This window comes from Candidatus Palauibacter sp. (genome assembly GCF_965213655.1).
Classification (GTDB): Bacteria; Gemmatimonadota; Gemmatimonadetes; order Palauibacterales; family Palauibacteraceae; genus Palauibacter.
Genome location: NZ_CBDBZT010000003.1, coordinates 2,061,986 through 2,076,799, shown reverse-complemented (window position 1 = coordinate 2,076,799; position 14,814 = coordinate 2,061,986). Strand labels below are relative to the sequence as shown.

At 67.8% G+C, this 14,814-nt stretch carries 12 protein-coding genes; 7 read left to right on the top strand and 5 right to left on the bottom strand.

What is annotated here, in order from left to right; genetic code table 11:
* Window positions 1-81 precede the first annotated feature (81 nt).
* Together ACOOGH_RS11305 and ACOOGH_RS11300 are read left to right on the top strand one after the other, a co-directional pair.
* The gene (locus ACOOGH_RS11305; protein ID WP_420449018.1) at window positions 82-873 is read left to right on the top strand and encodes a DUF5131 family protein; all 792 of its coding nucleotides are present in this window, start codon (window positions 82-84) and stop codon (window positions 871-873) included.
* Window positions 873-2,060: a three-Cys-motif partner protein TcmP gene (locus ACOOGH_RS11300; protein WP_420449017.1), complete on the top strand. Its 1,188-nt coding sequence runs from the start codon at window positions 873-875 to the stop codon at window positions 2,058-2,060. Before ACOOGH_RS11305 ends, ACOOGH_RS11300 begins: the two co-directional genes overlap by 1 nt.
* On the opposite strand, the gene ACOOGH_RS11295 is transcribed toward ACOOGH_RS11300, so the two are convergent.
* A complete protein-coding gene (locus tag ACOOGH_RS11295; protein ID WP_420450118.1) occupies window positions 2,037-2,351 on the bottom strand; it encodes a DUF1499 domain-containing protein in 315 nt (104 codons plus the stop codon). The two genes, ACOOGH_RS11300 and ACOOGH_RS11295, sit on opposite strands and share 24 nt — an antisense overlap.
* Before the next feature lie 87 nt (window positions 2,352-2,438).
* Window positions 2,439-3,614 (bottom strand): hypothetical protein, encoded by a 1,176-nt coding sequence (locus ACOOGH_RS11290; RefSeq protein WP_420449016.1) that lies wholly within the window; start codon window positions 3,612-3,614, stop codon window positions 2,439-2,441.
* Window positions 3,615-3,715: 101 nt separating this feature from the next.
* On the opposite strand from ACOOGH_RS11290, the gene ACOOGH_RS11285 reads away from it, so the two are divergent.
* Genes ACOOGH_RS11285 through ACOOGH_RS11265 form a run of 5 tightly spaced genes read left to right on the top strand, consistent with a single transcriptional unit; the run spans window position 3,716 to window position 10,042 of the window.
* The gene (locus tag ACOOGH_RS11285) at window positions 3,716-4,891 is read left to right on the top strand and encodes an acetamidase/formamidase family protein (RefSeq protein WP_420449015.1); all 1,176 of its coding nucleotides are present in this window, start codon (window positions 3,716-3,718) and stop codon (window positions 4,889-4,891) included.
* Entirely contained in the window at window positions 4,888-7,587 is a 2,700-nt protein-coding gene (locus ACOOGH_RS11280) for a DUF5916 domain-containing protein (RefSeq protein ID WP_420449014.1), read from the top strand. The genes ACOOGH_RS11285 and ACOOGH_RS11280 overlap by 4 nt, the downstream gene beginning before the upstream one ends.
* A gap of 30 nt (window positions 7,588-7,617) precedes the next feature.
* Window positions 7,618-8,331, top strand: coding sequence for an SDR family oxidoreductase (locus ACOOGH_RS11275; protein WP_420449013.1), 714 nt, complete (start codon window positions 7,618-7,620; stop codon window positions 8,329-8,331).
* Window positions 8,328-9,254: a deoxyribonuclease IV gene (locus tag ACOOGH_RS11270; protein ID WP_420449012.1), complete on the top strand. Its 927-nt coding sequence runs from the start codon at window positions 8,328-8,330 to the stop codon at window positions 9,252-9,254. The genes ACOOGH_RS11275 and ACOOGH_RS11270 overlap by 4 nt, the downstream gene beginning before the upstream one ends.
* Window positions 9,255-9,256: 2 nt before the next feature.
* Window positions 9,257-10,042 (top strand): enoyl-CoA hydratase-related protein, encoded by a 786-nt coding sequence (locus tag ACOOGH_RS11265; protein WP_420449011.1) that lies wholly within the window; start codon window positions 9,257-9,259, stop codon window positions 10,040-10,042.
* A gap of 34 nt (window positions 10,043-10,076) precedes the next feature.
* On the opposite strand, the gene ACOOGH_RS11260 is transcribed toward ACOOGH_RS11265, so the two are convergent.
* Genes ACOOGH_RS11260 through ACOOGH_RS11250 form a run of 3 tightly spaced genes read right to left on the bottom strand, consistent with a single transcriptional unit; the run spans window position 10,077 to window position 14,810 of the window.
* Window positions 10,077-11,711 (bottom strand): PH domain-containing protein, encoded by a 1,635-nt coding sequence (locus tag ACOOGH_RS11260; protein ID WP_420449010.1) that lies wholly within the window; start codon window positions 11,709-11,711, stop codon window positions 10,077-10,079.
* On the bottom strand, window positions 11,708-12,364 hold the full coding sequence (locus ACOOGH_RS11255) for a PH domain-containing protein (protein ID WP_420449009.1): 657 nt from the start codon (window positions 12,362-12,364) through the stop codon (window positions 11,708-11,710). The genes ACOOGH_RS11260 and ACOOGH_RS11255 overlap by 4 nt, the downstream gene beginning before the upstream one ends.
* Window positions 12,354-14,810, bottom strand: coding sequence for a CehA/McbA family metallohydrolase (locus tag ACOOGH_RS11250; protein ID WP_420449008.1), 2,457 nt, complete (start codon window positions 14,808-14,810; stop codon window positions 12,354-12,356). The genes ACOOGH_RS11255 and ACOOGH_RS11250 overlap by 11 nt, the downstream gene beginning before the upstream one ends.
* Window positions 14,811-14,814 lie beyond the last annotated feature (4 nt).

Here is a 14,814-nt window from a genome sequence, read left to right as displayed (position 1 = left end):
TCGGGGTTGCAACCCGGTCGATATTCGGTTTTTATTCGGTGACGACATCTCGGCAGATGCCCAATCACAGGTATCAGCAGCATGGGTGAACAAACAGCAATCGAATGGACCGACGCCACGTGGAATCCGGTTACCGGATGCACGAAGGTAAGCGCCGGTTGCGACAACTGTTACGCGGCGGCGTTCGCCCGCCGCCGACTCAGGCATACGTATCTGCCTCGTCGGCCCGCGGTCGAAACGGAGGAGAACGCGGAGGATCCGTTTGCCGTGAGGCTGTGGCCCGAGCGTCTGGGGCAACCCGAACGCTGGTCCCAGCCACGGATGATCTTCGTGAACTCGATGTCCGATCTCTTCCACAAGGACATCCCGCAGCAATTCGTGCGGAGAATCTTCGAAGTCATGCTGACCTGCGATCGCCACATTTATCAGGTGCTGACCAAGCGTCCGGCCCGGGCGGCCGCCTTCTGGGCGTCAAACGCCGAGGAGTTAGGGTACGCCGAAATCCCTGCGCATATCTGGCTGGGCACATCGATTGAAGACCAGAGGGTTGCCTACCGCCGGTCGCACTTGATTCGCGTTCCAGCGGCGGTGCGCTTTCTGTCGTGTGAACCACTGCTGGGGCCTCTGGACTTGGACCTCGACGGCATCCACTGGGTCATCGTCGGAGGTGAAAGCGGGCCGAATCATCGATCCATGGAATCGAGCTGGGCGTGTACGATCCGCGAGCAGTGTCGGCGGGATTCCGTGCCCTTCTTCTTCAAGCAGTGGGGCGGGAACACGGCTAAGGCGGGTGGCCGGCTCCTGGACGGGCGGGAGTGGAGCGAGTTCCCCGACGTTGTAGCGTCGGCGGCCTCGATCGCAGCTGTCACCTGATGGCGGCGCCGACAGAGAAAATCTGGGACCTAAAGCCGCACTCGCTCGGCAAGCACCTCGTACTGAGGGAATACCTGAAGGCGTGGCTCCCGATCCTTGGCCTGAAACAGGAGCGGATCATCTTCCTCGATGGCTTCGCGGGTCCGGGCGAGTACAAGGGAGGCGAAGACGGATCTCCGATCATCGCGCTGAATGCGTTCCTTGAGCATTCGGCAAAAAACAAAATCAAGGCTGAGGTCAAGTTTGTCTTCATCGAGGATGAGCAGGAGCGGGCTGAGCATCTCGACGGACTAGTGACCCCCTTCAAGGCGCGATTGCCTCAGGGCTCCGAAGTGCGGGTAGTCTGCGGCGCATTCGACGAGACATTCGCGCCGCAGCTTGAATCCCTCGCGGATGCCGACAAGTCTTTTCCTCCGTGCTTCGCGATGGTGGACCCCTTCGGGGTCTCCGACACCCCGATGCACGTCATGGAGCGCATCCTGGCTCACCGGATGAGTGAAGTCTACATCTCCGTCATGTACGAACAAATCAACCGTTTCCGCAGTAGTGACGAATTCAGCGGTCCTCTCGACTTGCTCTACGGCTGTCCCGACTGGAGAACCTGCGCCGATCTGAGCGACGGCGGTGAGCGTCGGCGGTGCCTCTTCGATCTGTATAAACGACAACTCAGAAAGGCGGGGGCGGAGCAGGTCATCCACTTCGACCTGCACGAGGGCAGTCGACACAAGTACAGCATCTTCCATGCGAGTCGGCATCCCCTGGCTTCAGACAAGATGAAGGCGGCGATCTGGAACATCGATCCGGGCGGCAACTTCAGTTTCCGAGGAGGACAGACGGACCAACTGCTGCTTGGGGTCGATCAACCAAACTTCGCACCGCTACGGGACGCGTTGAAGGACAGATTTGGCGGGGAGGGCTGGGTACGCATCGAGGATGTCAAGGAGTTTGTGAGGTCCGACAAGACGGACTACCACTCGTCGCAGCTCAGGACGAAGGCCCTGATTCCGATGGAAGACGCTGGAGAGATCGAGGTCCGGATTCCGGGCAAGACGACCTCGCAGCAAGCCATGATCCCCGGCTTGCTCGAAGATGACCCTCCGCTGCCCCGCAAGGCGAAGAACTACCGGGGGACGGAGCTACGGATTACCCGGGCGGCCGCTGGCTCACACCGCATCACCGGGGGCTGAAGCCCGTCCGGAATTGATTGCTTCAAGCATCCTGCGCACCCGTTCTACCCTGCGCCGGTTCACCCCGCAATCGAAGAGGCCGACGCGAGACGCCGACGTGACGTGGGCGACGCCCTCCGATGGACACCACCGGAACTCCAGATCGTCGCGGAACCCCACTCGAGTCCTGCAGACGGCGTGCAGGTAATCGTCCGTCGCCGTCACGATATGGGTGCGTGGCATGGCGGCCACGACGTCCCGAAGGCGACGAAAGAGTGTGACAGGGTCTCCTGACGTGTGAAACGGTGCCACCCGGTGAATCCACCACTCGCCAGGTTCGCTGCTCACATGGTCGTGCCTGAGCCGGCCGAGAGCGGCGTGTCTCAATCCAGTGCCGTATCAGCGGGGGGTGAAGCGCTGGATTCGGCGGCCGGTGGAGGCTTCGCCCACGTAGATGTTGCCGCGGGAGTCGACGCTCATCCCGTGGGGGCGCAGGAACTGGCCGAGTTGGCGCCCTCCGCGGCCGAACTCCCCCACGATCTCGAGGTCGCTGCGGCGCAGGATCCACACCTTGTGGTTGGTGCCGTCGGCGAGGTAGAGCCAGCGCTGCTCCGGGTCGGGTGAGAACGCGACGACGAAGGCCGAACCCGAGGCTCGCGTCAGGGGAGCCACGATCTTCTCGGCCTGGAACGCGCCCTCCTGGTCGAACACCTGGATGCGGTTGCCGCGGCGGTCGGCCACGTAGATGAGGCCGTCGTTCGAGCCGGCGAGGCCGTGGACCGTGGAGAACTGGCGCGGCGGCTCCGAGTCCGACGCACGGCCTCCGTAGTCGTACTCGTAGGCGTCGTCCGGCGGCTCGCCATAGGCGCCCCAGTGGCGCAGGTAGGCGCCCGTCTCGCCGTCGAAGACGACGACGCGGCGGTTCCGGTAGCCGTCGGCGATGAAGACCTCGTTGTCCTCCGGGTCCACCCAGATGCCGGCGGGGCCGCCGAGAAGCTCCGGGTCGTCGCTCCCCGCGTTCTCGTCGTAACGGCCGATCGTCATCACGAGGTCGCCTGAGCGCGTGAACTTCATGACGCGGTGGTGCCGGTAGGTGCCGATCCACACGTAATCGTTGTGGTCGACGAAGATGCCGTGCGCGTTGCGCGGGAACTCGGACACGTCCTGCGTCGCGGGGTCGCCCCACCCTTGAACCACGTTCCCGTCCGCGTCGAACTCGATCACGACCGGGGCCGGGGCGCAGCAGGTGCCGATCGGCGGATCCTGCACCGCGGACGTCTCCTCCGGGGTCAGCGTCTCGGGGAGGTGCGTGACCCAGACGTGGTCACTCGCGTCGACGAACACGCCCGTCACCGAACCCATGATCCAGAGGTCGGGCATCTCGCGCGGCCAGCCGGGGTCGACCGCGAACGACGGAGCGCCGGTCTCGCTGGTCACGCCGGTCTCGCCTGCCCCTCCCGCTTCCGGGTTCGCGCACGCAGGAAGGAGAACCGGAAGGACGAGGAGCGCGAGTGCCCCGACCCCGGTTTCTGCGCGATTTCTCGCCGTCCCCGCGCGCCGTTTGCCGTTTCGCATCGTTATCCTCGCTGTCTTATCCGGGTTCCGTCCCGGATCGTTGCCTCCCGCAACGGGAAGATCCACTGTAAACGTTCACTCTCAGCGTGGGAGACCGTTCCATGTCGCGTCAAATGAAGCCGGGCCTGGTGGTGATGGGCGGCACGCTGACGTTGGGGTGCGCGCTCGCGCTGGGGTGTGCGCCGCCCGCGGGCGAAGACGCGAGCGTCGCCGACGCCGGGGAGATCGAGGCCGACCATCTCGTCGCGTCGCGGCCGGAGACGCTCAACTGGGGCTGGTATCCGATCGACAAGGAACCCGTCCTCCGCATCTCCTCGGGCGAAACCGTCCGCATCGAGACGCTGACCCATGTGGGCGCCACGCAGAACGAAGATCCGGTCGCGTTTCTGACCGGGCTCGGCGTTCCACGGGAGGAGATTCTCAACGACGTGATCGACTTCTGGGCCTCGCGCGAGGACCGCCCGCGGGAGGGCCGCAGCGGACACGTCATCACGGGACCGATCCACATCGAGGGCGCGGAGCCGGGCGACATGCTCGAGATCCGGATCCTCGACATCGAGACGCGCGTCCCGTGGGGCGTGAACTCCACCAGCGGGCAGGGCGGGATCTTCTCCCCGAGCTATCCCGGCGCCGCCCCGGAGGACGAGCCGCTCGACATCCCCGCCGGCCGACACCTGATCCGGACAGGTGAAGTGGACGGGCGGGAGGTGGCCTTCTTCTCTCCGGAGATCCAGGTGCCGCTGGCGCCGTTCATGGGCATCCTCGCCGTCGCGCCCGATCCGGTCGTGGGAGAGCCGGGGGTGACGGTCGCGGGGGTCCAGGCCTCGCGTCCGCCGGGACCCTTCGGCGGCAACCTCGACGTGAAGGATCTCACCGCCGGTACCACGGTCTACCTCCCCGTCTTCCACCCGGGCGCGCTCTTCTACGCGGGGGATCCGCACGGGGCGCAGGGAGACGGCGAGGTGAGCGGAACGGCGATCGAGCAGTCGCTGACGGGCGTGTTCCGCTTCGTCCTCCACAAGGACGTGTCGATCCCCGCGCCGAGGGCCGAGACCGACACGCACTACCTCATCATGGGGATCGACCTGGATCTCGATCGTGCGGCGCGCGAAGCCGTCCGGCTCGTCGTCGAATTCTTGACGGAAGAGAAGGGACTCGCCCCCGACAAGGCGCTGTCCTTGGCGAGCATCGCCGTCGACTTCCGCGTGAGCGAGGTCGTCGACCTCACGCAGGTCGTCACAGGGTTCATCCCCAAGAGCATCTTCCTCCAAGAGTGAAGGCTCCACGAGTCGACGCGCGGCAGGGACTGCCCCTCACCCGCCGAATTGCGCTCGCGGCCGCTATCGCCGCCGGCCTGAGCGTCGTCGGCGGAGTCGGCGGCCCAGGGCCCCTTGGCGTCGGCGAGTTGCGTGCCCAGGGAATCGGCGTTGAGGACCGGCAGGAGATGCGGGCCACGCGCGACGCGGAACGAACGCTGCGCCTGGACGGTTTCCTGGATGACGCGGTCTGGGAGGAAGCCGAGTTCGTCACCTCGTTCTGGCAGCGGGAGCCGGACGAGGGCGAGCCCGGCACGCGGCGCACGGAGGTCGCGTTCGCGTTCGACGCCGAGGCGCTGTGGGTCGCCGGGCGGATGTTCACGGACGACCCCGAAGGCATCCAGGCCTACCGCACCCGGCGCGACCAGAACACCGGCTCCGAGCGGCTGCTCGTCTCGCTCGATCCTTACCTGAACCAACGCACGGCGGTCTCCTTCGGCGTGAACGCGGCGGGCAGCCGCACGGACTGGTACCACCCCGAGGACAACGTGACGAACCGCGACTACACGTGGGATCCCGTGTGGTCGGCGCGCGTGCAGCGCGACTCGCTCGGGTGGACGGCCGAGATGCGCATGCCGTTCTCGCAACTGCGCTTCAACGGCGACGAGCGGGCGTGGGGTGTGAACATCAACCGCTACATGCCCGACATCCAGGAGAATGTCCTGTGGGAACTTGTGGTGCGGAGCGAGCCGGGGTGGGCCTCGCGGCTGGGCGATCTCACGGGGCTCGAGGGCGTGCAGGGGAGCCGCGGGATCGAGTTTCTGCCCTACGTGGCGGGAGATCTGCGCACTCCGACGAGCGGCCCCGGGACGGGTGTGGTGACGCGGAGCGAATCCCGCGTGGGGGCGGACTTCAAGGTCGGTCTCGGTTCTAGCCTGACGCTCGACGCCGCGGTCAACCCCGACTTCGGACAGGTCGAAGCGGACCCCGCCGTCGTCAACCTGACCGCGTTCGAGGAGGTGTTCGAGGAACGCCGCCCATTCTTCACGGAGGGTCGCCAACTCATGGAAGGGCTGGGTCCGCGCTACTTCTACTCGCGCCGCATCGGGGCGCCGCCACCCGGACGGGCCGTGGCCGACAGCGTGGTCGCGCCCGATCAGACGACGATTCTCGGGGCGGGGAAGATGACGGGCCGACTCCCGGGCGGGACCTCGGTGGGCGCGCTCTTCGCCGTCACCGGCCGCGAGGATGCCCGGGCGTTCGACTTCACCCACCGCGCCACGCGGATCGACACGACCGAGAGCGTTGTCCCGGTGGCCCCGTTGAGCGCCTTCGGGGTGGCGAGACTGGAGCAGGAGTTCGGGGAGGAGCGTTCCACGGTCGGTCTCACGGGGACCGCGCTCAGCCGCGAGGCTCGTCCCGAACTCGCCGCGCTCCTCCCGTGGCGGGTCTACGCCGGCGGCACGGACTGGAACCTGCGCTTCGGCGGGGGTGAGTACGAACTCACGGGACACGCGGGGTTCTCTCATCTCAGCGGCAACCCCGAGTCGATCCTGCGCGTGCAGCGTTCGAGCGCCCATTTCTTCCAGCGTCCGGACCGCGAGACCGCGCGGCTGGACCCCTCGCGCTCCATGCTGTCCGGGTACACCGCGGCCCTCGGGATGCAGAAGGTGGGGGGCCGTCGCTGGCTGTGGCGCGTGCGGGGCGAAGCCATCTCTCCCGGCTTCGAGATCAACGACCTGGGCCAGATGTTCAATGCGGACCGGCTCACGGCCGAAGCCGACATCGCGATCCGCGAGACGCTCCCGACCGCGCTCGCCCGCTCGTGGCGACTCGGGCTCACCTCGGCGAGCGCGTGGAACTTCGACGGCGTGCGCACCGAGACCACGCTCGGGGCCGACGCCACTGCCACCTGGCACAACTATCTGCGCACGACGCTTAACGGCCAATACCAGCCTCGCGCGCTCAGCGACCACCTGACACGTGGCGGCCCGCTCATGGAGACGCTGGCCCGCTGGCAAGCCGGGCTGACGCTCGCCACCGACCGCTCCTTCCGGACCGGCTTCCGCCTCATGGGGTCCTACGGACAGGACGAAGTCGGCGGGTGGATGTACGACGTGAGCGGCTCGCTCACCCTCCGTCCGGGGACGGCGCTCCAGCTCGAGGTCGAACCCAGCTACCGGCGCGAGATGGAATCCCGGCAGTACCTCACGACCCTGGCCGGCGGTCGGCGCGCCACGTTCGACCGGCGCTACATCTTCTCCGCCATCGACCGGAGCACCCTCGCCCTGCGTCTCCGCGGCTCCTACGCCTTCGGGCCGGACCTCACGCTCGAGGCCTACTTCGAGCCGTTCGCGGCGAGCGGACGCCGCCACGGCCTGGGCGAGCTCCTGGAGCCCGGCCACCGCGACCTGCTCGTGTACGGGGAGATGGGATCGCGGATCGATCGCCGTCGCGACGGGTCGTGGGGCGTGAGCGAGGGCGGACAGTCATTCACGCTCCCGGACGGGGACTTCAACATCCTCTCGATGCGCAGCAACGTCGTCCTGCGCTGGGAATGGCAGCCGGGGAGCACGCTCTTCCTCGTGTGGCAGCAGGACCGCTCCGACATGCGGGCCTCCGGCGAACTCGTGGACCCGGGCCGCCTCGTCGACAGCCTGCGCGCGCGCGGCCAGCACGTGTTCCTGCTCAAGATCGCCTACTGGCTTCCCATCTGAGGAGACAGGGGCAGCCGTGAGAGGAGTGGAATGGGACCGGACATGACGGGGCGTGTCGCGCTCGTGACGGGCGGGACGAAGGGCATCGGGCGTGCGATTGCGGAACACCTGCTCGAGGCGGGCGGGTCGGTCGCGGTTTGCGCCAGGACCGAAGCGGATGTGCGGGCCGCCGAGTCGGATCTCGGCGAGCGCGCGCTGGGCATCGTGTGCGACGTGGCGGATCTCGGCGCCTGCGAGCGCATGGTCGAGGAGACCGTGGCCCGTTTCGGGCGCCTCGACATCCTGGTGAACAACGCGGGCCTCGGCGTCTTCAAGCCGCTCAAGGAGATGAGCGTCGACGAGTGGCAACTCCAGATCGACGTGAACCTGGGCGGGGTTTTCTACTGTTCCAAGGCTGCGCTCCCCCACCTGAGCGCGAGCGGCGACGGGTTCATCGTGAACATCGCATCGCTCGCCAGCCGCCATCCCTTCCGCGGCGGCACCGGGTACAACGCGAGCAAGTACGGCCTGCTCGGGCTCACCGAGGCGATGCTGCTCGACGTGCGCTACGACGACGTACGGGTGAGCATCGTGATGCCCGGGAGCGTGGACACGTGGTTCAACGGAAGGGAACAGGTGCCGGAGCGGACGTGGCGGCTGCACGTGGATGACTGCGCGGCGGCGGTCATGCAGCTCCTTTCCTATCCGAAGGAAGCCCATGTGAGCCGCGTCGAACTCCGTCCGTCGCAGCCGCCCCGCAAGTGACGGCGGCGCCGGCGGGCCGCGACGGGGGCCCCGCTGACGAACTTGGCGCGCACGTCTCGGTGGCGGGGGGCGTACAGAACGCGCCCGGGCGGGCGGCGGAGATCGGGGCGGCCAACTTCCAGCTCTTCACGAAGCAGCCGAACCGGTGGGCCGAGCCGAAGATCGACGACGAAACGGCGGCGGCGTTCAAGGCGGCGCGTGCCGAGCACGGGATCGCCGTCGCCGGAGCCCACGACTCCTACCTCATCAACCTTTCCACACCGGACCGCCGCTTGTGGCGGATGTCGCAGCGCTCCTTCCAGGGCGAACTTCAGCGCTGCGCGCGCCTCGGCCTCGATTTCCTCGTGACCCATCCGGGGAACGCCACGGACGGCGAGATCGACGAGGGCCTCACGCGCAACGCGCGGGGCGTGACCGAGTCGCTGGAGGCGGTGGAGGGGCCAACCCGCGTCCTCCTCGAACTCACCGCCGGAGCCGGAACGACCGTCGGGGCGAGCTTCGAGAACCTGCGCAGCATCCGTGATCGGATCCCGGAGTCCCATCGGCACCGCGTGGGCGTCTGTCTCGACACGTGCCACGCGTACTCGGCCGGCTACGACCTGGTCGGGGACTACGACGGCGTCTGGACGGCGTTCGACGATATCCTCGGACTGGAACTGCTCGGCCTCATCCACATGAACGACTCGCAGCACCCCTTCGACTCCCGCAAGGATCGCCACGAGGAGATCGGGAAGGGAAGCCTGGGCGAGGGCCCCTTCCGCAGGATCATGACGGATCCGCAGCTCCAACATGTCCCCAAGATCCTGGAAACCCCGAAGAGAGACGATGGCGCGGACGCCGACATCCGGAACCTCGCCCGCCTGCGGAGTTACAGGGGCGCCGACGCCCGGCAGTTGGGATCCGACCGGGAAGGGAGTCGCTGAACATGTCGGATCCGGTGAAGACCGAACGCCGAGGGCACATCATCGAGGTCACGCTGGACCGGCCACCGGCCAACGCCATCGATGCGGCGACGAGCATCCGCATGGGGGAGGTCTTCTGCGACTTTCGTGACGACGACGATCTCCGCGTGGCGATCCTCGCCTCGGCGGGCGACCGCATCTTCTCGGCCGGCTGGGACCTCAAGGCCGCCGCCGGGGGAGAGCACGAGCGCATGGACTACGGGGCCGGGGGCTTCGGAGGTATCACGGAACTGTGGGATTTGACGAAGCCCGTGATCGCCGCCGTGAACGGCCTCGCGGTGGGGGGAGGGTGCGAAGTCATGCTCGCTGCCGATCTCATCGTCGCGAGCGAGGGCGCCGAGTTCTGGTTCCCCGAGACCCGCCTCGGGAACGTGCCCGACGCGGGAGGGGTCCAGCGGCTCCCGCGGAGGCTGCCGCGGAACGTCGCGATGGAGCTGCTGCTGACCGGCCGCCGCATGGGGGCGGCGGAAGCACACGAATGGGGATTGGTGAACTGGGTCGTCCCCTCAGAGCAGGTACTCGCGAAGGCCCGTGAAGTCGCCGACCATCTGGCCCGGCACGCGCCGCTCTCGATGCAGGCCATCAAGGAGGTCGTGCGCGGAATCGAGGGCCTGTCGATGCGCGACGCCTTCGAGGCCGTCCAGGAGGGTCGGTTCCCTGCCTACGAGCGCATGCTCGCCTCCGAGGACCACACCGAAGGCCCCCGCGCCTTCACCGAGAAACGGGACCCCGACTTCAAGGGCCGATAGGCGGGGCTCGCCCAGGCGCGCGCGTCGCCTCCGGTCAGTGCCAGCGTCGGCGTGAGGACTCCACGCGGAACAGGATGTGGTCCCGCAGAGCGCACGCCACGCGACGGTCGATGTACGGAACCGTGATCTTCCCGCACGCCAGCTGTACCTGAAGCGTGGCCAGTTCTTTCCGGCGCTGCAGCGGGGACTGCCTGACGGTCGCGGACTGAACCTTCCGCATGAGGAACGCCTTCACCTCGCGTCCGACGAATCCGGTGCGGCTCGCCAGTCCATCGCGGTCGTACGCGTATCCCTGCCGGCGCCACCGCTGCCAGGCGGCGAGCGCCGCAACCGGGATGGATGCGGCCCACCAGAAGAGGATCGCGGAGGTGCGGGCGAACATTCCGGCCCCCGCCAGCAACAGGAGAGTTCCGAAGACGGTGGCAAGGACGAGGCCGTAGCGCAGGGCGAGGGCGCGAACGTAGTGAGGCGACACCCGCCTGAACCGGCTACTTCCGGGAAGGACGGGAATCGCTGTCGCTTCTCGCGCGAGCACCAGCGCCCGCAGATCCTCGGCGAGCTGGTCGCCCAGGAGCGGCACCTCCAGCACGTCCGGCACTTCGAGTGCGGAGGCGCGGCCCGCTTCCGGGGAGACGGCCGCGGCCGGGAGGGCGAAGAGCCGATACCGTCGGAACCACCGCAGCACGAGGCCCTGACTCACGGTCAGTTGCTGGATCTTCGGAGCCTCGACCACGACCTCGCGTTGCGTGAGGAGGCCGGCGCGCGAGCGGAACCTGCCGCCGCCGTGCCGGAGCGTGAAGTTGTGGTGTCGCAGGAACGCCGCCGTCACCGTGAGGAGCAGCGCCACGCCCGCGATGGAGGCGATCAGGGCGGCCGCGAGCCCCACCTGGGCGAGCGTCCCGAGACCTGTGAACGCGCTCGCCGCGCTGTCGACGCTCGACTCGACCGCCTCCAGGACGGGATCCAGGAAATCGCCCGGTTGGAGGAGATCGGTCAGCACGCCGACCAACGCCGCCACGAAGATGAAGTTCCGGCTGGCGAGCCCGATTTTCACCATGTCGGCCGGGCCGAGCTTCAGCAGGACGCGGCCCGGTCCAATGGCGGGCCGGACTTCACTCGCCGCATCGGACGACGGGTTCGTGCCCGTAGCCACAGAGCCCTCCTCGCCCGCGGCGCGGTCCCCGGGTACGGGTCGCAGGGCCGTCACGCTGCGCTGCAGCCGGTGGGCCACCTCCGCCTCGATCGACGGCAGCTTGCCCTCTGCCTGGACCGAGCCCGAGGTGTCCAGGGTGACCGTGACCAGCGCGAACAGACGGTCGACGGGAGACCGCCTGACGTTGATGCCCTGCACGCGCTCGTAAGGCAGGTCGAGCGCGGTCTTCTTGAGGACACCTTTGTGGATGAGGAGTCGGTCTTCGGCGATCCTGAACCTGAAGCAGGCCCACTGAACCGTGCCCGCGACGAAGGGCAGGAGGAGCAGCGCCCCGAGCACGAGGAGCAGAACGCCGAGGCTGCCGGGATCGTCCCGCACCAGCGCCACCAGCGCGATCAGGGGGATCACAGCGCCCTGAATCATGGTGCGCGCCACGGTCTTGACGATGTTTCCGGCGAAGAAGAGGATGGCGAAGGGCGAGGAGCGTTGCCAATCGCCGGGGGTCGGCGAATTCACCGGCCGGCGTTCCCGTTGGCTTCGGCGTGTTCGTCGGAAGCCGTAGCGGGCGACGCCGCCGACTCTATTCGTTCCGAGATGTACACGCGCATCCGCTCGGCGGTCTCCCGCCCCAGACCGCGGATCCGGTTACCGAGGCCGCCCCCCGCCGGAAAGACCGACAGGCTCGACAGACCGAACCGGCGGTCCAGCGGGGTGCTGTGGAGCTTGGTGTGCTGAACGCGGTTAAACGGAAACGCCTTCACGGAGCGCCAGAGGACGCCGGACTTGTACAGGAGGTCCTTCTCGCGGACGACGTAACCCCGGCGCGGGACCGCGATGAGCGGCCACAGGACGGACCACACACAGAAGACCCCGAGGGCCGTCCACAGGAACGGTGCGAGCCACGGCAGTGACTCCGAGATGAGAGCCCGATTGCGGGGCGATATCGCCATCTGGAAAGCCGCGCCGCCCGCGACGTAGGCGACGGACCGGAGGACGGCTCCGACCTGGAGACGCCTCGCGAAGCGGGGGTGTAGCGGCATCCAGTCGACGGTCTCGACGCCGGGTAGGGCATCGAGCGGCATCTCGGCGTTGAAGAAGCCGGCGGGAGCCTCGGGTTCGACCAGCGCCGGGTCCTCCCTCGGCCCCGGATCGCCGCCCTCAGCGGCCACCGGCGGCCTGGGCCTGGGCCTGATACAGCCGGAGTCCCTCCTCGAACGTCGCGATGACTTCGGCCTTGTGGGCCGGGTCGTCCCAGCGGTCCATCGAGTGGAGGTCTTCGAGCGTCCGTTCGATCCAGCGCACGAAGAAGGCGGCGTCTTCCTGCGAGCGGATCGGCTCGCCGTCGGCGATCACGAACACCGGGTTCGTGTGCGCGAACAGGTAGCTGTCCATCGCGCCGCGCTGCGCCGGCCCGAGGACTCGCGCGGCGATCCAGCCGCTCCCGTCCACCTGTACGTCGATTTCCGCCTCGAGCGTCCGGCCGTCCCCGCTCGCCTCGACCGTGTGGATGATCTCGCCGTTCCGGATGATGTCGAGTCGCTCCATCTCGAAGAGCGACCGCGCGGTGACCGCGACCCTCACGCTCTCGCCGCCCGAGACCGTCAGTTCCTCGCCCATGCCCATGCCGTCCACGTCGAGCGTGAGAATCGGTCCGCTCGTCACGAAGGCGTGGCCCGCGGCCATCGCGTCGGCCCACTCGTCATAGTCGAGGTCCTCCTCGCCCGTGTAGACGTAGGAGCGCGTCGTCCCCACGGCCGGGTGCCGCCACATGTCGGACATGACGTCGGTCCCCGCCGTGGCCGGGATCCGCGAGCCGGTGTTGAGGAGGCGGTACCAGATCGCCGCCGTCCCGAGTTCGTCGCTCCAGATGCAGGAGACGTCCACGAAGTCGGCCAGCCCGAGGATCGCGTCGACCGGCAGTTCGCGCGCCCCGCCCGGCGCAGGGTCGGGCCCGCGGTGGCTGAGCCCGAACGGATGCACGTAGCCGCCGATGCCGCCCTGCTCGTGCACGCGCCTGAGCACCGCCGCGTTATCCGGGTACAGTTCGCGGTACGCCGTCCCCTCGTAGCCGATGTAGAAGGGCGTGATGAGTTCCACGAGGTTCAGCAGCGACATGTGCGCGAAGAAGTTCGGCCGGTACTCCTCATTGTAATAGACGATCGTCCGCGGATCCGGGTGCGGATGCGGATGGCCGAGGAAATGTTCCAGATCCTCGACACGGCTGTTCGCCCAATAGTTGGCGATCATCCCGTTCGCCACATTGAGGTCTTCCGCCAGCGCCTTGTTCCCGAGATCGAGCGGTGTGACGAAATAATGACCGCCATAGTTCGGGTGAATGTGATTGTCCCCGGAATACCAGCCGTCCGCCGCCATGTCGATCCAGCGCTCGAGCCGTACGTCGACGTTCGTCCACTCGCCGGCGCGCACTTCCACGGTGCGCATGACGGGTTCGTACTCGAAGCCGCGCCACACCTCCAGTTCCGCAGCCCCGACCGGGAGCGTGACGGAGAAGCTCCCGTCCGTGTGGAAGTAGTAGTCCTCCGGCCCGCTCAGGACGCGCGGGAAACTGCCGTCAGGGAAGTAGCTGCGTCCGTCCGACGCCTCCAGATAGATACGGGAGGGGACCCGCCGCCCGCGCCCATCGCTCACGCGCACCTGGACCTGGCCCGTCGGCTCGGACCACGCGTAGTCCTCGATTCGCACGGGGACCGGCTCGCCGCCCCCGCGCCCCGTCGTGTAGAGCCCGAACCCCATCCCGCCGTCCGTCGTCCGATCCTGCCCATGGATGCCCCCATTCCGCGCGTAGACGAGACGTTCGCCATCGGGGGACCACGACGGGAAGTACTCGTCCGTGCGGGTGTGAGTGAGCCGAACCTGCTGGATTCCGGGGCTGGAACGGTCCTGCGCCGCACCCGCACGGTACGTCGGGACCTGGTAGATGTCGTTATTCCCCGACGCGTCGGTGACGTACGCGACGGAACCACCGTGGGGAGCCACGACGGGCGACGCCTGATAGTTCGTCTCGATGCGAATGAGAAGCTCGGCCTCGCCGGTGTCCGCGTTCCAGCGCCACAGCGAGCCCGAGCCGAGCGCCGCCTCTCCGCGCTTGGAGACGAAGACGATATCCCCCGTATCGCCGATCCAGTCGCCGGCCATGTCGTTCGCCCCCGGGTGGGCGATGACGGACTCCAGCGCTCCCGCCCCGAGGTCGTAGGCCCAGAGATCGAACGTCCCGTCCCGTCCGGTCGTGAACAGGATCTTCGTTCCATCGGGGGAGAACCGAGGCCGCATGTCGATGGCGGGATCTTCCGTGAGCCTCCGGGATTCTCCGGTTTCGAGGTCGAGGAGGAAGATGTCGAGGTTGAGGTCGATGTCCGCCGCGTAGGCGATATGGCGCCCGTCCGATGACCAACTCGGCATCGAATGGTATCCGGCCCCGGAGGTGAGCTGCCGGGCCACGCCGCCCTCGGCCGGGACCGCCCAGATCCGCCCCTGGTAGGCGAAGGCGATCGACGCCCCATCGGGCGAGAACGCCGGATAGGTGGGCGATGCCGTGACGGGGGGTGGAAAGTAGCTCTCCATGTACATCTTCCCGGACCCGCCGATCCCGCTCATGGCC